This window comes from Sphingobacterium sp. HJSM2_6 (assembly GCF_049316305.1).
Lineage (GTDB): Bacteria > Bacteroidota > Bacteroidia > Sphingobacteriales > Sphingobacteriaceae > Sphingobacterium.
This window is the reverse complement of sequence record NZ_JBMOXB010000024.1, coordinates 1-18,382: the sequence shown is the minus strand read 5'-3', so window position 1 is coordinate 18,382 and position 18,382 is coordinate 1. Positions and strand designations below refer to the sequence as shown.

Annotated in this window: 13 protein-coding genes; 4 read left to right on the top strand and 9 right to left on the bottom strand. The window is 37.0% G+C overall.

Annotation, left to right across the window (positions count from 1 at the left end):
* Positions 1–43: 43 nt before the first annotated feature.
* From ACFRAE_RS16825 to ACFRAE_RS16805, 5 genes are all read right to left on the bottom strand, one after another.
* A complete protein-coding gene (locus ACFRAE_RS16825) occupies positions 44–1,018 on the bottom strand; it encodes a bifunctional riboflavin kinase/FAD synthetase (protein WP_422798339.1) in 975 nt (324 codons plus the stop codon).
* A 34-nt stretch (positions 1,019–1,052) separates the two neighbouring features.
* The gene (gene truB / locus ACFRAE_RS16820; RefSeq protein ID WP_422798338.1) at positions 1,053–1,766 is read right to left on the bottom strand and encodes a tRNA pseudouridine(55) synthase TruB; all 714 of its coding nucleotides are present in this window, start codon (positions 1,764–1,766) and stop codon (positions 1,053–1,055) included.
* Between the two features lie 249 nt (positions 1,767–2,015).
* Complete coding sequence (locus tag ACFRAE_RS16815; protein WP_422798337.1) at positions 2,016–2,831, bottom strand: undecaprenyl-diphosphate phosphatase; 816 nt, start codon at positions 2,829–2,831, stop codon at positions 2,016–2,018.
* The gene (locus ACFRAE_RS16810) at positions 2,831–3,088 is read right to left on the bottom strand and encodes a DUF3098 domain-containing protein (RefSeq protein ID WP_422798336.1); all 258 of its coding nucleotides are present in this window, start codon (positions 3,086–3,088) and stop codon (positions 2,831–2,833) included. The genes ACFRAE_RS16815 and ACFRAE_RS16810 overlap by 1 nt, the downstream gene beginning before the upstream one ends.
* Positions 3,089–3,110: 22 nt before the next feature.
* Complete coding sequence (locus tag ACFRAE_RS16805; protein ID WP_422798335.1) at positions 3,111–3,989, bottom strand: cell division protein FtsX; 879 nt, start codon at positions 3,987–3,989, stop codon at positions 3,111–3,113.
* A 213-nt stretch (positions 3,990–4,202) separates the two neighbouring features.
* On the opposite strand from ACFRAE_RS16805, the gene leuS reads away from it, so the two are divergent.
* Positions 4,203–6,986, top strand: coding sequence for a leucine--tRNA ligase (gene leuS / locus ACFRAE_RS16800; protein ID WP_422798334.1), 2,784 nt, complete (start codon positions 4,203–4,205; stop codon positions 6,984–6,986).
* Between the two features lie 208 nt (positions 6,987–7,194).
* Here leuS and ACFRAE_RS16795 read toward each other — a convergent pair whose 3' ends face one another.
* Positions 7,195–9,243: a glycoside hydrolase domain-containing protein gene (locus tag ACFRAE_RS16795; protein ID WP_422798333.1), complete on the bottom strand. Its 2,049-nt coding sequence runs from the start codon at positions 9,241–9,243 to the stop codon at positions 7,195–7,197.
* 192 nt (positions 9,244–9,435) lie between these two features.
* Between ACFRAE_RS16795 and ACFRAE_RS16790 the strand changes: the two genes are divergently transcribed.
* Positions 9,436–12,678 carry a SusC/RagA family TonB-linked outer membrane protein gene (locus ACFRAE_RS16790; protein WP_422798332.1) on the top strand — a complete coding sequence of 1,081 codons (3,243 nt, stop codon included), beginning with the start codon at positions 9,436–9,438 and terminating at the stop codon, positions 12,676–12,678.
* Between the two features lie 50 nt (positions 12,679–12,728).
* Positions 12,729–14,249, top strand: coding sequence for a RagB/SusD family nutrient uptake outer membrane protein (locus ACFRAE_RS16785; protein ID WP_422798331.1), 1,521 nt, complete (start codon positions 12,729–12,731; stop codon positions 14,247–14,249).
* 86 nt (positions 14,250–14,335) lie between these two features.
* On the opposite strand, the gene ACFRAE_RS16780 is transcribed toward ACFRAE_RS16785, so the two are convergent.
* From ACFRAE_RS16780 to ACFRAE_RS16770, 3 genes are all read right to left on the bottom strand, one after another.
* Complete coding sequence (locus tag ACFRAE_RS16780) at positions 14,336–14,842, bottom strand: thermonuclease family protein (protein WP_422798330.1); 507 nt, start codon at positions 14,840–14,842, stop codon at positions 14,336–14,338.
* A 299-nt stretch (positions 14,843–15,141) separates the two neighbouring features.
* Positions 15,142–15,657, bottom strand: a complete 516-nt coding sequence (locus ACFRAE_RS16775) for an ankyrin repeat domain-containing protein (protein ID WP_422798329.1) — start codon at positions 15,655–15,657, stop codon at positions 15,142–15,144.
* Between the two features lie 52 nt (positions 15,658–15,709).
* Positions 15,710–17,233, bottom strand: a complete 1,524-nt coding sequence (locus ACFRAE_RS16770; RefSeq protein WP_422798328.1) for a catalase — start codon at positions 17,231–17,233, stop codon at positions 15,710–15,712.
* A 101-nt stretch (positions 17,234–17,334) separates the two neighbouring features.
* On the opposite strand from ACFRAE_RS16770, the gene ACFRAE_RS16765 reads away from it, so the two are divergent.
* Complete coding sequence (locus tag ACFRAE_RS16765; protein WP_422798327.1) at positions 17,335–18,276, top strand: hydrogen peroxide-inducible genes activator; 942 nt, start codon at positions 17,335–17,337, stop codon at positions 18,274–18,276.
* Positions 18,277–18,382: the final 106 nt, after the last annotated feature.

The window sequence follows — 18,382 nt, the reverse complement described above, 5'->3', positions numbered from 1 at the left end:
CGATTTTAATAAAATCGGTTAGCTCTTTAATCCTAGGGAATAATTACGAAAAATAATTTCTTATTTCAACCTCATCTAAAGCGATTTGTTCGCGCATTAATTCCAAGCTTTCAAACCATTGGTCATGGCGAATAAATTTGAGGAATTTGATGCGAATAGTTTTGGTATATAAGTCGTCGTTAAAGTCCAATAGGTTCACCTCAATTTTCCGATTCATCCCATCAATGGTTGGCCTTGTACCGATATAACACATACCTTGAGCAATACGTTCGGGTATAGGTTGGAAGTATTCACCGGTTTTGATGTCTGCGGTACGAGGGTATATTTCTACTTCCACAGCATAAATGCCATAGGCAGGAATCAGTTTATGCGATTCATGAACATGGATATTGGCCGTTGGGAAGCCGATTTCTCTTCCGATTTGGTCACCACGAATGACGGTGCCTGTTAATTCAAAGGAATAGCCTAGGTATTTATTAGCGGTATCGATGTCTCCTTTAATCAGGGATTCCCGGATGCGTGTAGAAGACACTGCTACATGTTCGATATCTTGTTCTGGGATTTCTTCCACAGAATAGTCAAAAATTTCTGAATTGTGTATTAAATCTTTGATCGTGCCTTTACGGTCTTTACCAAAATGATGATCGTAGCCAATCACAATTTTCTTACATCCGATCTTGTTCACCAATACATTGGATATGTAATCCTCAGGAGTTTGATTAGAGAAATCGCGTGTAAAAGGGGTGATAATTAAGTGATCGATTCCAGCGAGTGCCAAGCGTTCTACCTTTTCATCGATATCATTGATTAATCGTAAGGAGTCATCATCAGGATTGATAATTAACCTTGGGTGGGGGTAGAAGGTAAGTAATACAGTTTCACCGGTATTATGTTTCGCCAATTCTACGAGTTTATGTAAAATCTTTTGATGTCCAACATGCACACCATCAAATGTGCCGATAGTGACAATAGCAAAATCTAAAGCCTGGAACTCTTCGAGATTTCTATATATTTTCATTAGGTATTATCTTTATCAATTCGTATTTAGGTCTTTAAACTTTTGTTTGTCTAATATGGTTAATCAAATCAGGAAGTTGCCATGCGTTTTGGACATGAAAGGTACCATTCATGGTTCTCCGTAGAGAGGATAAATGGGAACCTATTCCTAACTTTTGACCAAAATCATGAGCTAAGGAACGTATATATGTGCCTTTGCTGCATTTTATTCGGAAATATACCAAAGGCATTTGAATTTTTTCCACTTCAAATGTCATAATATTGACTTTTCTTGCTTTTAATTCAACTTCTTCACCACGTCTTGCTTTTTCATAGACGCGCTCTCCATTGATTTTGATCGCGGAATGCGCTGGTGGAAACTGGTCTTGCTCGCCAAGGAATGCGATTGCGGTTTGACGAATATCTTCTTCTGTGATATGGGAAATATCGAAAGATTGATCTACTTCGGTTTCCAAATCATAGGAAGGTGTTGTTCCACCTAAGGTGATTGTTCCAGTGTATTCTTTGTCCTCCGCTTGAAAACCATCTATTTGCTTGGTCATTTTACCTGTGCAAATTACAAGTAACCCGGTAGCTAAAGGATCTAAAGTACCTGCATGACCTACCTTAACTTTTTGAGGTTTTATGCTGTTTCTTATTTTTCCTACCACATCAAAACTGGTCCATGTGAGGGGTTTATCGACGAGAAGAACTTCTCCTTCGGCAAAAGAAAAGTCGGTTTTATTGAAGTCTATGCTTGAAATATCCATTTAATTTTTTTGACTATTGCTCATTAGGATTCTTTTTGTTGAGAATAATGAGGTCAATAGCTCGTTAAATTTTTGTGCAAAAGTACGGATATTATTTTTAGTACTTAGTATAACATAGGTAGTATTTGGAATTTGTCTGAATAAGCGACTCATTTGATTCATTGATACGGCCATAAATAAAAATAGCCAATGATTTTCTCATTGGCTATGCTATAGTCGTTCTACGCGTTAAGTTCGTACAGTTAGGGATTAATTGTTGTAAAAGAATATCAACAAGGCAATTCCGATGATGATTCGATACCAACCCCAGAATTTAAAACCGTATTTGGTAAGTACGGATATAAATGTTTTTACAGCAATCATTGCGACAATGAAAGCGACAATATTTCCAATGATGAAAATGAGAATGGTTTCATTGCTTTCCAAAATCATTTCATAACCTTTTTGCGCATTAGCAGTTCCCTCGGCCCAAGTTTTTACAAATACGGAGTATACCGTAACGGCCAACATCGTAGGTACAGCTAAGAAAAAAGAGAATTCAGCCGCTGCTTTACGGTCTAAGCCTTGGGTCAGTCCACCAATAATAGATGCTGCAGAACGGGAAGTTCCAGGCATCATGGCAAGACATTGCCAAAATCCAATTATAAATGCTTTTTTAATGGGAATTTCTTTCTCATCGGTGATCGTTGGGTTTTTAAACCACTTGTCTACGAATAACAAAACCACTCCGCCTAATACTAATACGGAAGATATAGCGATTTGGTTTCCCAAAACGGCCTCAATTTTATCGTCCAATAATTTTCCTAAGACCAAGGCAGGAATTACTGCAATGGAAAGTTTGTAATATATTTTTAAATTATTGGGATCAAAAAATTTCTTCCAATACAAGACAACAATGGAAAGAATGGCTCCAAATTGAATGGACACCTGAAACATTTTTAGGTATTCACTTTCTTCCATACCCATCAATGCGGCAGTAAAGCCCATGTGTGCTGTGGAGGAAATAGGTAGGTATTCTGTTAAGCCTTCAACAATAGCTAGGATAATAGCCTCAAAATAATTCATTATTCTTGCCCTGCTTTCTTCTTAGGTTTATATAAGATGGCTACAAAACCAAGTGCAAAACCTAGGACAACCAAGAAAGGTGCTAAGGTAATTTTTGTGAAGCTGTAAATATCTTCAGTGCCCATCATCAATATAAAGCCGATAGCAACCACAATGATGCTAAGGATGAATAGCTGATAATTTATTTTTTGAAATACAAATTGCCCTTTTGCTCCTGGGCTAACATTTGAGTTTTTGTTTTTAACTGTTTGGCTCATGATTTATATGATTATCAATGGTTTAGCGATATAAGCTTGCGGATTTAGCACGTAAGTATTTAGTTACAGCAAAATAGGTGCTGGCACCAGAAATAAGGATACCCAATCCTAACACAATGATAAAAATCATTGCGAACTCAAACCAGTCTCTTAAGAAGACAAGTTCAGGCACTTGTTTTTGAGCAAAATGCAGGGTTAAGACCAGTAGTAAAATGGCAATTAATGCGCCGATCAATCCGTGAGCAATACCATACATGATGTAGGGTTTACGGATGAAATTTTTCGTAGCACCAATTAATTGCATGCTTTTGATTAAAAAGCGTTGGGAATATATAGCTAATCGAATGGTGTTATTGATTAATGCTATGGCGATGATTAATAGAATTACAGTAAAGGCCAATATGACAATTCCAATAACTCGGATATTTTTGTTTACCATATCAATTAAGGATTCTTGGTAAACCACTTCTTTGATACGGCTGTTTTTACCTATTTTATCGATGAACATTTGGATACTATCGCTATTGGCGTATTGTTCTTTCATGTAGATGTCGATGGATGGCAATAGGGGATTACGTCCTAAATATTCGACAAAATCTTCTCCAAGATCTTCTTTTAAATTTTTGGCCGCTAATTCTTTACTCACATACTCTGATCGTAATACATAGCTGTCTTTCTCTAAATCTTTTTGAAGACTTAATACATCACCCTCATTGACGTTTTCATTGACAATGACATTTAATACGATGTTTTCCTTCACGTAACGAGAAAGGTTTTTTGCATGGACTAGGATCAGTCCTAATAAACCGGTCATTAATAATACCAGTGCTATACTGATAACGGTAGAAACATATACTGATTTCGTTTTCTTTCTTGGCGAACCCTGTTCGATCACTGACATATATTGTTATATCTAGATAATTCATGCGAAAGTAAGGATTTCGATTGAATCATAGCATGATTAAAAAAACATTCTATGAATAAAACGCCTATACTTGCTTTCATTCTAACAACGAATATCAGAAATTATTGTATAGAATAAAAAACTTTTATACGGATTTTGCCCTAAAATCCCTAATTTCGCAATTCTTTATACCATTCATTTTAAGACATAATGGAATATTCGCATCAATCGATAGAACAAAAATGGCAAAAATTTTGGGCTGATCATCAAACGTTCAAAACAGCTGAAAGTACTGATAAACCAAAGTATTACGTATTGGATATGTTTCCTTATCCATCTGGAGCGGGTCTACACGTGGGTCATCCACTAGGCTATATCGCTTCGGATATTTTTTCTAGATACAAAAGGTTGAAAGGTTTTAATGTTCTTCATCCGATGGGTTATGATTCTTTTGGTTTGCCTGCAGAACAATATGCGATTCAAACAGGACAACATCCAGCGATTACCACGGAAACGAATATTAATCGGTATCGGGAGCAATTGGATAATATCGGTTTTTCGTATGACTGGTCTCGGGAGGTGAGAACCTCTAGTCCATCGTATTATAAATGGACGCAATGGATCTTTATGCAACTTTTTGATGCATGGTACAATAAGAACGCAGATCAGGCAGCGCCTATACAACAATTGATTGCCCATTTTGAGCAACATGGATCGCTAGGTATTCAAGCCGAGGCTGATGAAGATATTCAAGAATTTACGGCGGAGGAATGGAAATCTTTCTCTGAAGAAGAGCAACAAAAGGAACTGTTAAAATATCGTTTAGCTTATTTGCGCGAGAGTACGGTCAACTGGTGTGCGGCATTGGGAACGGTATTAGCGAATGATGAGGTCATCAATGGGGTGTCTGAACGCGGAGGTTATCCGGTGGAACAGAAAAAAATGATGCAATGGTCTATGCGTATTACGGCATATGCAGATCGCATGCTTCGTGGCCTAGATACTATCGATTGGCCTGAGCCTTTGGTGGAAATGCAACGCAATTGGATTGGTAAATCGGTAGGTGCTACTGTGAAATTTCCAGTTCCTCAATTAAGTACTTTTATTGAGGTATTTACAACACGAGTGGATACTATATTTGGGGTTAGTTTTGTTGTATTAGCTCCAGAACATGAGTTAGTAGATGCTTTAACTACAGATGATCAACGTTCTGAAATAGAGTCGTATATAGATCGTACAGCTAAAAAATCGGAGCTGGACCGTATGGCTGATACGAAGACGGTATCTGGCGCATTTACAGGTTCATATGCGCAACATCCGATCACAGGTGAAGATGTTCAAATCTGGATAGCGGATTATGTATTAGCAAGCTATGGCACGGGTGCCGTAATGGCTGTACCTTCCGGTGATCAACGCGATTATGTTTTTGCAAAACATTTTAATTTACCCATAATTCCAATTTCTGATTCACAGGATATTAGTGAGGCTGCGGATTCGAATAAAGAGGGTTTATATATCAATTCTGATTTCATCAACGGCCTGTCTTATCAGGAAGCGGTTCCTGCGTTAATAGAACGCTTAGAATCCTTAAAATTGGGCAAAGCAAAAGTCAACTTCAGAATGCGTGACGCTATTTTTGGTCGTCAACGCTATTGGGGGGAACCTGTTCCAGTCTATTTTAAAAATGGCTTGCCTTACTTGTTGAAGGAAGAGGAATTACCTTTATTGCTTCCAGAAGTAGATAAATACTTGCCTACTGAAACTGGAGAACCGCCATTGGGGCGCGCAGAAGGTTGGAAATACCAAGGGGCCTATGAATACGAATTGAGTACAATGCCTGGATGGGCAGGGTCTTCTTGGTACTGGTTCCGTTATATGGATCCACAAAATCAAGATGCCTTTGCCTCCAAAACAGCTGTGGATTATTGGAAGTCTGTGGATTTATATATTGGTGGTTCTGAGCATGCTACAGGCCATTTGCTGTACTCCCGCTTTTGGAATAAATTCTTAAAAGATTTAGGATTTCATAACGAGGAAGAGCCGTTTAAAAAATTGATTAATCAAGGGATGATTCAGGGTCGATCGAACTTTGTGTACCGTCTCTTGGATGATGAAGGCCGAGGAACAAATACTTTTGTTTCTGTAGGTTTAAAAGATCAATATGCGCATATTCCTTTACATGTGGATGTAAATATTGTTCAAAATGACATATTAGATGTCGAAAAATTTAAATTGTTTAGACCAGACTTTGCTCAAGCAGAATTTATATTGGAGAATGGTAAATATATCTGCGGAACAGAGGTTGAAAAAATGTCCAAATCGAAGTACAATGTCGTTAATCCGGATGATATCATCAGTCAGTATGGTGCGGATACCCTTCGATTATACGAGATGTTTTTAGGACCATTGGAGCAAGCTAAGCCATGGAATACGAATGGAATAGAAGGGGTTTATAAGTTCTTGAGGAAATTGTGGCGTTTATTTCATAACGCTGCAGGAGAATTCGAAGTTTCAGCTGAACAAGCCTCAAAAGCGGAATATAAGGCTTTGCATAAAATCATCAAGAAAGTGGAGGAGGATATCGAACGATTCTCATTCAATACTTCCGTATCTGCTTTTATGATTTGTGTGAATGAATTAACCGAATTGAAATGTAATAAGCGGGAAATTCTTCAGGATTTAATTATCTGTTTGGAACCTTATGCTCCACATATTACAGAAGAACTTTGGTCGTTATTGGGTAATGAAGCAGGAGCTATTTCTTACGCGAAATTTCCAATATTCAATGCCGCATATTTACAAGAAAGTGAATTTGCTTATCCGGTTTCTATCAATGGAAAGATGAAAATGAATCTTTCGCTGGCATTGGATTTAGATCAACAAGCTGTTGAAGCTATCTTGAAGGAAAATGCGGATGTCCAAAAATACCTGGATGGTAAGCTTGTTAAAAAAATCATCTTCGTAAAAGGCAAGATTATTAATATGGTGGTATAGGTAATAGTTGTTATACCATACCTCAGAGAACATATTGAAATAAAAAAGCTCGGCTGAATCTTAATTTCTGCCGAGCTTTTTTGTGTTCATTGTAGGTGTTTTTTTAATGAACTGAATGAGTATACTAGGTAACAATTTATTTTTCCTCTAAGCTGATTACTAGGTATGCACAAATTTACTAAGGAAGATAAATATGCTTTGAATCCTTTTAATTCATGGAAGAGAGGTAAATATTATCGAGTCCATAAGAGGTCGGTTGATCGGTGGCTTCTATCTCTAAAATGGCGTTCTTACCTATTTCATCATGTTTAATCCACAATCGTTGTATATCTTTTCCATTCAATTTGACAGATTTGATGTACCTGTTTTTATTATGGAAGTTACGAACCTTGATGTGAATTTTTAAATTGTCTCGATTTATTATTATTTCAGGGAAAAAGGGCACGTTTAAGTAATAAATGGGCTCACCAATAAGTGGTTGATGAAAACCTATAGCCGACAATATGAACCAAGAGGACATGGCGCCTGCATCATCGTCCATAGTCCTGATGAATGCCTTTGGTTCATTTTTGTAGATTCTGTCGACGAAAGGGTCGATTCCACGGCTATTGTCGTTGAAATAGTATTGAACAACCGTATCTAGGGCTATCTCATGAATTAAAGATTGGTACTTCCAAGGTTTATCACTCGCATAGTATAAAGTAGGCGATTGAATGTCTGGTTCATTGGCACGATTAAAATAATGGTTGTCAAAAAAGTCATCCAACTGTTTGCTGAATTCAGCTTTCCCACCAGCTATTTCTACTAATCCTTTTACATCAAAAGGAACATTCCATCGGTATTGTCGGATGGTTCCTTGATACATATTTCTAGCGGACATGCGATCGACATCGGAACGATTTAAATCCTTAAATTCTTTTATCCAATGGTTTTTATAGGCTTGAGCCCTTTTCAAATAGTGTGCTTGATCCGTTTGAATGAGTTGACTCATGGCCCACATGTCATAGGTGGCTTCTAGAAATTTGTCTGGTTTGGAAAAATCAAATGTGCTGGTATCTTTTATCAGTTGATTTTTTATTTTTTCGATGTCAATTTGATATCCTTTTTTTATAGCATCTAATAAGACCACTGCTGCATGTTCCGTTCTTACCGAGTTAGCAGGTTCATGAGGACCTGCATAATCATATTTGCCGTATTGGTAAAGATTGGCAATGGAAGTGCTGATATCTTGGTAGGTAGCAGGATATAATAAGGCTAATAGCGGAAGTTGTGTTTTGAAATTATCCCAGATGGCCCAACCATGGTAGCGCTTTCCTTTAGCATTGTATTCTTTCCCATCAGTAGCACGAAAGGTACCATCGGGCTCTGAAATATTAAACGGTGATTGTATGCTGCGATAGAGTAAGGAGTAAAACAGTTTTTTTCGGTCTTCATCGTTTCCTTTGACCTCTATAGCTCCTAAATAATTGTTCCAATTTAAGGAAGATTTTTCCTTTAATTTGGAATAACTTAAATGTATGTTTTTCTTTAGGTCAGCTAAGGCATATTGTTCATTTACAGCGGAAAAACTAATTCTAAAATTGACCTTTTCGGCTTCTGGTGCTAAGAGCACCTTGATTACTTTATCGTCTATTTTCTGTAATTTTCCTTGGTCGATTTTGATGGCGTAATAGAGGCTATATACTCCTACATTACAAGTTGTTTTTGCTTTGATTTTACCGATAATATATTGATCGTCTATCAACTGATTTTCATTGCTGACCCAAGCATTGTTTAATGAATATCCAAAATCTAACTGTAAGCCTTTGTCACCTTTTGGAAATGTATATTCATGTATTCCGGTATTTTCATGCACGGCGATTTTTGTACTTATTCCTTCGTTAAAACCGATTTCATAAAATCCAGGGCCTGCCTTTTCGTTGATTTTATTTAGATATTGTTGCTTAAAGTTGTCACCTAAATACGGGTTCACCATGATTAATCCTCCGCTACCTTTACATCCAACCCCTTCAAAACGATTATGGGTAAAGCCAATGACTTTTTTTGCAAAGTGTTCGTACCCTGCATGCAATTGAGGGTAGGTATGAGGTACTATATTCATTTGATGTAATGGGGAAGAAGCTCCTGGAGTCAATTGCCCATGGTCTCCAGAACTACCTAAGAAAACATTCACATAGGAATTGATCGGTTGTGCGGCACTAGGTAATGAACCGCAAAGCAATAATACGATAACACATCGGAATAAGTTAAATTTCATAGTTGGAAAAAATCTATAGGTTAAGACCTCGCTAAAATAAGAAAAGATTTGGTTTCTGAATTGCAAGGCTTAGTACATAACAATTAGTTTACATAAACCATGTTTAATTAATAATAAGTTAATCTACTTCTAATAGTTCGTTAACCCTGCAAGGATACTTTTGTGCCTATCTACAACTACGCTATTTCAAATATGAATAAAAAATCAACGAAACTATTTTGGCTGTTATTATCTATAACCGCTAGTGGAATGACTTTGCAAGCTGAGCCTTTACCAACAACTAAAATAGAGTTTAGTGCGTTGCAAGATCAAGTGAGGGGAAAAATTACTGATGTAAGTGGTAAACCGGTGTCTGGAGCTACTATTAGCAATTTGCAAACTAATCAGGTTGTTCAAAGTAACGAATCTGGGGAATTTAGTATTGAGGGAAAAAGTAATGAATCTATTCGGATCAATTTTTTGGGTTATAAAACTAAAACGATTGTAATTGCCTCTCAACGAAATTTGACTATTCAATTGGAGGAAGCTGGTCAGGAAATTGAAGAGGTTTTGGTTTCCATCGGGTATCAGCGTGTTCGCAAATCAGACGTGACGGGAGCAATATCCAATGTGAAAGCGGAGGAATTAAATTTATCATCGCCAAAATTAGGTCAAGGATTAGTCGGTAAAGTTGCCGGCGTACAAATCATGCAAACATCGGGTGCACCTTATGATGGAGTTAAAGTTCGTGTACGTGGAATGGGCTCTATCAATGCAGGATCAGATCCTTTGTATGTTATTGACGGTTATCCATCAGGGAATAACCTAAACATTAACCCGAATGATATCGAAACGATTGATGTCTTAAAAGATGCCGCATCTGCAGCTATTTATGGTTCTAGAGCTGCTGGTGGAGTGGTGTTGATAACGACCAAGCGAGGGAAAGAAGGGAAAAGTCAGGTAGATTATGAACTATTGGGCGGTTTTGGACAATTGTCCAAGAAAGTGGATGTGTTAAATTCATCGCAATTTATTGATTTATTGATCGATGGACGTAATAATAGTTATCGCGATTTGGTTTTAGGTCGTGGAATGAGCTGGTCTGATGCGATGCTGAATGATGATAATAAAACTAGAATTTCACGGGTTGGAAATGCGGGTTCGGTGTCTATACCGGAAGAGTATTATGATTTTGTAAGTGGTACTGCGAAAACAGCAGCCTATGATACGGATTGGCAAGATGCCTTGTACCGTTCTGCGCCATTCCAACGCCATAATATTTCTGCATTCGGTGGAAATGATAAATCGAAGTACTTCTTGAGTACTTCCTATCAGAATCAAGAGGGGATCATGTTGAATACGGGGCAAAAGGTATTCAACTTCCGCGCAAATATGGATTCAAAGGTTTCTGAAAGATTGCATGTAGGGGCAAATGTATCTTTTACCTACAATGATAATAAAGAAGTTGGTACCGGACGTTTTGATCAGAGTCCATCCATGTCTGCATTGATTTACCTGCCTACATTGCCAGTGTATAATGAAGATGGTACTTATGCGCAATATCAAATGGGCGAATTATCAGCGAACCAATTTGGTATTCAGAATCCTGAAAATCCATTGGCCTATGTAAGTAAAGTTAAGGATACGCGTAATGGTAAAAAAGGACTTTATAATGCCTTTGCCGATTTTAAAATTATAGAGGGATTAAATTTGAAAATAAATGGTGGACTTTCTGTATACGATCAGAAATACGATTATTATAAGCCCACAAGTATTTCCAATGGAAATAATAGACCTTTTTCTGATCAAGCTAAAGCGGCTGCATATGCAGATGCTAATACCCGATCGGAGATCGATAAACTCGTAGAAGGAACCTTGACTTACCACAAAACTTTTAGTGAGAAACATCAACTATTAGCTTTGGTAGGTTATTCTGCACAGCGTACTGACTTGGATTACATAGCTTTGCGTGCAAAGGGTTTCCAAAATGATGCGATTGGAGAAATTTCTGATAAGGGTGCAGATCCTAGCAATTTTACGTTACAGGATGCTTACAAACGTACGACTACTTTACAATCCTATTTTAGTCGTGTAAACTATAGTTTCGATAGTAAGTATTTCATATCAGCAACTTTTCGTACAGATGGATCTTCTCGTTTTGGAGTGGATAAATGGGCTTTGTTTCCTTCTTTATCGGCAGGATGGACAATTTCTAACGAATCATTTTATGACAGTTGGTTAGGTGCTGGTTCAGTTATGAAATTAAGAGCGAGCTGGGGAAGAAGTGGAAATAATAATATAGGTGATTACCGTAATATTAGTAATTATAGCAGTCCAACGGGTGTGATTATTGGGAATAAGGTGGTTACCGCTTATTATCCTCAAGACTTGAATGATCCTTATTTGTCCTGGGAAAGTACTTCTCAATACAATGCAGGTCTAGATCTTACCTTATGGAAAAACAGGTTAAATATCATGACCAATTTCTATTTGAGTAATTCAACGAATTTATTGTTTAACCAACCTATTTCTGCTGTATCAGGAGCTACAAGTATTTTAACAAATTTACCAAACAGTAAGGTTCAAAATAAGGGCTTTGATGTGCAGGTAGACGCTAGGCTGATCAAGAGAGAAAGTTTTGAATTTGGCTTTAGCGGTAATATCAATGTAAATAGAAATAAGGTATTGGATTTAGGTGGAGCATCGACCATAATTACCAATGGTGCTGAGCGTTCTTATCCGACCCACATAACCCAAGAAGGTAGTCCAATCGGGATGTTTTATGGCTATAAAGTTTTGGGAATTGCTACTGCGGAAAATTACCAGACGGTTGCGCCTTCTTCGGCATCAACGACCAAATTACAACCAGGCGATCTTTATTTTGAAGATGTGAATGGAGATGGAATTGTAAATGATGATGATAAGCGTGTGATTGGTAACCCGCATCCGAATTTTACTTATGGATTTGCCTTGGATTTCCGTTATAAAAAGTTTGATTTAAGGACATCTTTCAACGGATCTCAAGGAAATAAGGTATTGGATGGATACGATTACTACCTCTACAATATGGAGGGTTCAGGAAACCAATATGCGGATGTTGCTCAGCGTTGGAAATCAACGAATAATCCAGGTGATAATGCTGTGTATAGAGCAGCACGTGGCGGCACGCAAAGTAACAGTACGCGCTTATCGACATTCTATCTGCAAGATGGTTCTTTCTTAAGAATTACGAATGTGATTCTTGGTTATACGTTACCTAGTTCAGTCGCGACGAAGATTAAATTATCTGGCATTCGTGTCTATGGAAGTATTGATAATCCATTTACAATATCAAATTATAAAGGTTATAACCCGGAGCCTGATTATAACCAACGCGGAAATCTAACTCCAGGAGTGGATTACGGATTGTATCCATTGGTGAGATCTTATAATCTAGGTGTCAAAGTTAGTTTTTAAAGAGATCAAGTTTAATCGAATTCAAGTGTTCCAACAATAAGAAGTTTAAGATGAAAAAAAGATATATATTACCCATAATCCTACTTGCACTAAGTTCATGCAGTAAAGATTTTTTAAATAAAACAGATCCTAATGCAGTATCCATAATACAGTATTTTAAATCTGAAAATGATGTTCTATTAGCTGTCAATGGTATTTACCAATCTTTAAGATCAGGGAGTACTGTCGGAGAGGGTAGCGGTTTGTACAGTGAGGAGCGTTCGGATAACTCAGGTAGAGATGATAATCAATCCAACTCTGGAGAACCTTTCCAATTTAATGATTTTTCGCTTTTAGCAGGGAATAGTTATTTGAAGACTCATTGGTCAGCGATGTATGATGGTATTGCACGCTGCAATACGATTTTGAGTCATATTGATGTCGTGAATTTCAGTAATCCGGAATTAAAGAGCCGTTACATTGCTGAAACCAAGTTTGTCAGAGCATTACTGTATTTTCATATGGTTCGCAAATTTGGGGATATCCCTGTTTCTTTAGTGGAAATTACATCAAGACAACAAGCCGAAGCGATTGCATTTCGAGTGAAGGAAGCGGAGGTTTATCAGCAAATTGTATTGGATTTAACGGAAGCTTTAGATAGTAATCTGCCTGATTTGCAAAAAGACTATGCCGTAGGTAGGACTTCTAAGGTCGCTATACAATCGCTGTTAGGCCATGTTTATCTAACTATGGGTGCAATATTACCAGAAGGGAAACAAGCAAATTTTACCAAAGCTGAGGAATATTTAGGTGCCGCATATCAAGCTAGGCCATTTGGTAAATTAAGTGAGATACCGTATGCAGATGTTTTTGACGTGAATATGAAAATGACGAATAAGGAGCTTATTTTTCAAGTTCAATATATGCGAGGAGATCAGAACTATCATTCTTCAATAGCTCGGAATAATCAAGCGCGAGGGGAAACGATCAATTCAAGATTCAATTCTACAGGTGTGGGTAACCGAGCAAGTAAGGATTTAGTGGCTGAATTTGAACCTGCAGATATAAGAAAGGATTTTTCTGTCAAGTTTGCCAGTTCTTCTGTAGTGAATGATTGGTTTATCACGAAATTTAGAGATAATAGCGATGCAGCTGGAACGAATGGCTGGGGTGGAAATGATTGGATATTGATTCGGTATGCCGATGTGATGCTTTTATTGGCTGAAACAAAAATGCACTTAGGTAAAAACGATGAAGCTATTGTCTTATTGGATGAAGTAAGAGAACGCGCTGGATTACCTTCTTATGCCACCTCAAGACAAAATGTTTCCTATGCGACTAAATATCCCACTTTAAAGGATGCGATATTGCATGAAAGACGTGTAGAGTTGGCCTTTGAGAATCATCGTTGGTTTGACTTGATTAGAAATTTTTCTGCTCAGGAATTGGTCGCGTATTTCAACAAGAAAGATCAAGCTAATTATGGAAATGCAAAGCTTTCCAATATCAGCGAAAAGGATAGATTATTTCCGATACCTTTTGATGAATATAAATTGAATCCTGAGAAAATGTATCAAAACAAGGGTTATTAAAATTTACTACGCTATTAATAAGCAAAAATGCTATCCTAAAAGGGATAGCATTTTTTTTGTTTAGGGATTTTTTCAAATCATCCTGTTTATGCTGATTGCTTGTTTAATGTCTTCAAACGTTTTGTTTTTCTAAATTCCCAAGGAGCTATAGGATTTCCTAAAGACCAGATGTTTTTCTTCTTAATTTTTGCTTCTTCTTGTGCTTTCTGATAATGTAGTGATTTATCATAGGCGGTATATTGCCATGCTAGTCCTTCTTTCAATAACAGGTAGTTGAGTTCTAGGCTGTCTACATAGACTTTAGCCACCGGTCTTTTGTATTGATCGGTATGCATGATCTGTATATAAACAGTTTTTTGAAAACATAAATCTCCCAAATAATCTTTCGCAACTTGAAAGTAATCCTGACCCTTTTCTGGACAATCTATGCCATATAAACGTATCCTATGGGTATTGTTTAAACTATCTAGAATAGTGATGGTATCCCCATCACTGATTTTAATTACTATTCCGCTTAGCTCTTTTTTTAGGGAGGCATCAGACTCTGCGAAATTTATTAGTAGGGTTAAAAAAATAAGGTAGAAGTGTTTCATTCGCCAAAGCTAATAAGATTTCTAAAGAAGCCATCTACATGTTGATTATTTAGTTTAGCCTGATGTTAAATGTTGTTAAGTAAAATTCTAAGAATACATAAAGTCGAAATGTTTCCGTTTATAATTATAGTTTGTAAAAGTAATAATAGCATAATTTAGGTTTATAATTGGATTAGTAAATCCTAGAGTTCCCCGCTCTAGGATTTTTTTAAACCCTACAAAAAATGCTGTCGATATAAATACCGACAGCATGAACTAACCACAACCAATTATGAAATTTTAATTTGAATTCTTCTTTTTTATTTTAATAATGGGATATGTTCCTCGTTATTTTGAAACATGGCATGATCCAATGCTGTTTTCCCCGTATGATCTTGAATAGTTTTATCTGCACCAAATTTTAATAAAAGGCTAATCATTTCTTTTTTTCCAAACGTAGCAGCAAAAATAAGTGCAGTTGCGCCATTGTAATTTTTGATATTGATATTCGCCTTATTGGAGATTAATAATTGAACCAAGGGTAAATTGCCTTTAAATACAGCTCCCATAAGTGCTGTGTTACCGTTCATATCCTGTTTATCAATGTTTGCTCCGTTTTTAAGTAGGTATGTTGCCATATCTTCATGCCCATTATATACGGTAAGTGTAAGCGGAGTAAATCCTCTTGCATTCACAGTATCAATAGACACTCCTTTTGTTAATTGATTTTGGACCTCCTGGAAGTCGTTATTTCTAGCAGCACTGAAGATATCTTGTGCCTTACTTGAGGTGTTTAGGCTAATTAGAATAGCCGCCAACAATATTATTTTTTTCATGTTGTTTTATTTAAGGATGGACTAATACTAGCTAGTCATTCCGAAGAAATCTTTAATTATTAATATATTCTTGGATATCGCTTACATTCAATTGCGTAGCTGCTAATAGGCGTTTTCCATAAGCCTGATCTGCTTGATAAAAGTGTGCTATCATTTTCTTAACGATAACCTTGTTTTTTACGGAGTTTAAAGCTGATGATAAGTTATTTATTAAATTATCTTGGTCTTTTTTGGAGAATGAACGGAATAATTCCCCTGCTTGTCCAAAATTATTCTCTTTATCAATTTTTGCTTGCGCAGTCGTAGTTCCCGCAGGAAAATTCGATTTACTGTATTTAAATTTCGTATTCTCTTTAACCTCTGGAAGGTTGGTAGAGGGTTGGTAATTTACATCCCCATTTTGTTTACGAATTGCCATATAACCATCTTGGTTGTAAGTTTTCACAGCAGCATTTTTGGAGGCATTTACAGGAATTTGTTGAAAGTTTCCGGTCAAGCGATGGCGTTGCGTGTCAAAATAAGAAAACAAACGACCTTGCAATAATTTGTCCTCGGAAGGCTCAATTCCCGGGATTAATGTTCCAGGAGAAAATGCAGCTTGTTCTACTTCTTGGAAATAGTTTTCTACGTTTTTGTTTAATATCATGGTACCTGCAAAAACTGGTTTAAATAATTTTTCAGGCCAAACCTTAGTGACATCAAGTGGGTTAAAGTCTAGTTTGTCAAAATCTTCTTTTTTAAGCATTTGAACATATAAATCCCATTGCGGATAATTGCCAGATTCGATAGCCTGATGTAAATCCAAGGTCGCGTGTTCAATTTGTGTTGCTTGGATTTTAGCCGCCTCCGCTACTGTAAGGTTACGTTCTCCTTGTTTTGGTTTCCAGGAGTATTTTACATAGGTCACCTCACCTTGATCATTCACCCATTTATAAGCATGTACACCAGATCCAACCATTTCTCTGTAGTTTGCTGGAATACCATAATCGGAAAACAACCAGGTCAGCATATGTGTAGATTCAGGGATGTTTGAAAAGAAATCAAATACGCGATTCGGATCTGATGCACCATTCGTTAAAGGAGATGGTTTAAACGCATGAACCATATCCGGAAATTTAATCGCATCGCGAATAAAGAATACCGGAAGATTATTCCCTACTAAATCATAATTGCCTTGTTCTGTATAAAACTTAACTGCAAAACCTCTTGGATCTCTATACGTTTCTGGTGATCCTTGTTGATGGGTAACCGTAGAAAAACGAACAAATAAAGGTGTTTTTCTTCCTGCTTCAGCTAAAAAATGAGCCATGGTAACTTCCGAAAAGTTTGCTGCGGCAACAAATTCCCCATAAGCACCAGCACCTCTAGCATGTACTACACGCTCAGGAATACGCTCTCTATCAAAAGCCGCTAGTTTTTCAATTAAATGGATATCTTCCAACAATACTTGTCCGTTATTTCCAATGGTTTTGGAATTTTGGTTGTCCCCAACTGGAGTACCAGTATTGGTAGTTAAGGTTTGCGCTTGCAAGCTAAATGTCAATAGACATCCTGCTAATACGGATAGTTTCTTCATCTTAATAGTTAACGTTTTGTTTTTGTTGATGCGAAAATAGAGAACTCAATTCGTTAAACAAATCTGAAAATATCTAACTTTGGTTAGATAAAATCTAACACATGAATATTCAACAACTTCAATACATCGTTGCGGTAGATGAGCATCGTCATTTCTTAAAAGCTTCAGAAGCCTGCTTTATTACACCTGCGACGCTAAGCATGATGATAAAAAAATTGGAACAAGAACTGGATGTTGTGATCTTTGATCGGGCTAAACAACCTGTCGTACCAACAGACTTAGGTAAATCCATTATTGAAAAAGCAAGAAATGTCTTATACCATGTGAAAGAATTGGAGTCCGTAGCCAAAAAAGGGAATTATGAATTGCAAGGGGAGGTGAGAATTGGTATTATTCCTACTTTAGCGCCCTACCTGAGTCATCTTATATTGCCACCCATGATGGAAAAATATCCATTATTGAAAATTAGGCTATTTGAGTGGAATACCCAGCAGATTGTAGAGGCATTAAAACATGATCGATTAGATATAGGAATAGCAGCTACTCCATTAAGTAATCCGGATATTCAAGAAACGCCCTTATTCTATGAAAGTTTGGTCGTTTATAGTACGGAAAAGCAAAATCCCAAAAAGAAAAAGTATTTAGTCCCTGCCGATTTAAATATGAAAAGGTTATGGTTGTTAGAGGAAGATCATTGTTTACGGTCTCAAGTTGCTAACTTATGTTCTTTGCGTAAAAAGATGGCAGAAAATGAACAATTGGAGTTTGAAGCAGGCAGTATTGAAACGTTATTAAATATGGTTGAAATGAATGATGGAATAACTATTCTACCGGAGTTAGCCATCCATTCCTTAGCAGCACATCGAAAAGAACATATAGCTTATTTTAAGGCTCCGATACCTGTCAGGGAGATCAGTTTACTAACCTATAGGCAGTACGTTAAAGAGAAACTGAATATAGCCTTATCCAATATTATTAAGACCACAATTCAGCCATTATTACTTCATCAAAAAGGGAAACAACGGGTGATTGAAATAGGGTAGCTGCAATGGAGCAAGTACTGAACATTTAGTGGATCAAGTGGAATTCTTGGGGGGAATAAATTCTTAAGCATATAGTTTCATTACTCGATATAGGAAGAATTTGGTA

Excerpts from the sequence above, each read along its gene's own strand:
- ACFRAE_RS16825 (WP_422798339.1), bottom strand. The coding sequence starts at position 1,018 with ATGAAAATATATAGAAATCTCGAAGAGTTCCAGGCTTTAGATTTTGCT.
- truB (WP_422798338.1), bottom strand. The coding sequence starts at position 1,766 with ATGGATATTTCAAGCATAGACTTCAATAAAACCGACTTTTCTTTTGCC.
- ACFRAE_RS16815 (WP_422798337.1), bottom strand. The coding sequence starts at position 2,831 with ATGAATTATTTTGAGGCTATTATCCTAGCTATTGTTGAAGGCTTAACA.
- ACFRAE_RS16810 (WP_422798336.1), bottom strand. The coding sequence starts at position 3,088 with ATGAGCCAAACAGTTAAAAACAAAAACTCAAATGTTAGCCCAGGAGCA.
- ACFRAE_RS16805 (WP_422798335.1), bottom strand. The coding sequence starts at position 3,989 with ATGTCAGTGATCGAACAGGGTTCGCCAAGAAAGAAAACGAAATCAGTA.
- leuS (WP_422798334.1), top strand. The coding sequence starts at position 4,203 with ATGGAATATTCGCATCAATCGATAGAACAAAAATGGCAAAAATTTTGG.
- ACFRAE_RS16795 (WP_422798333.1), bottom strand. The coding sequence starts at position 9,243 with ATGAAATTTAACTTATTCCGATGTGTTATCGTATTATTGCTTTGCGGT.
- ACFRAE_RS16790 (WP_422798332.1), top strand. The coding sequence starts at position 9,436 with ATGAATAAAAAATCAACGAAACTATTTTGGCTGTTATTATCTATAACC.
- ACFRAE_RS16785 (WP_422798331.1), top strand. The coding sequence starts at position 12,729 with ATGAAAAAAAGATATATATTACCCATAATCCTACTTGCACTAAGTTCA.
- ACFRAE_RS16780 (WP_422798330.1), bottom strand. The coding sequence starts at position 14,842 with ATGAAACACTTCTACCTTATTTTTTTAACCCTACTAATAAATTTCGCA.
- ACFRAE_RS16775 (WP_422798329.1), bottom strand. The coding sequence starts at position 15,657 with ATGAAAAAAATAATATTGTTGGCGGCTATTCTAATTAGCCTAAACACC.
- ACFRAE_RS16770 (WP_422798328.1), bottom strand. The coding sequence starts at position 17,233 with ATGAAGAAACTATCCGTATTAGCAGGATGTCTATTGACATTTAGCTTG.
- ACFRAE_RS16765 (WP_422798327.1), top strand. The coding sequence starts at position 17,335 with ATGAATATTCAACAACTTCAATACATCGTTGCGGTAGATGAGCATCGT.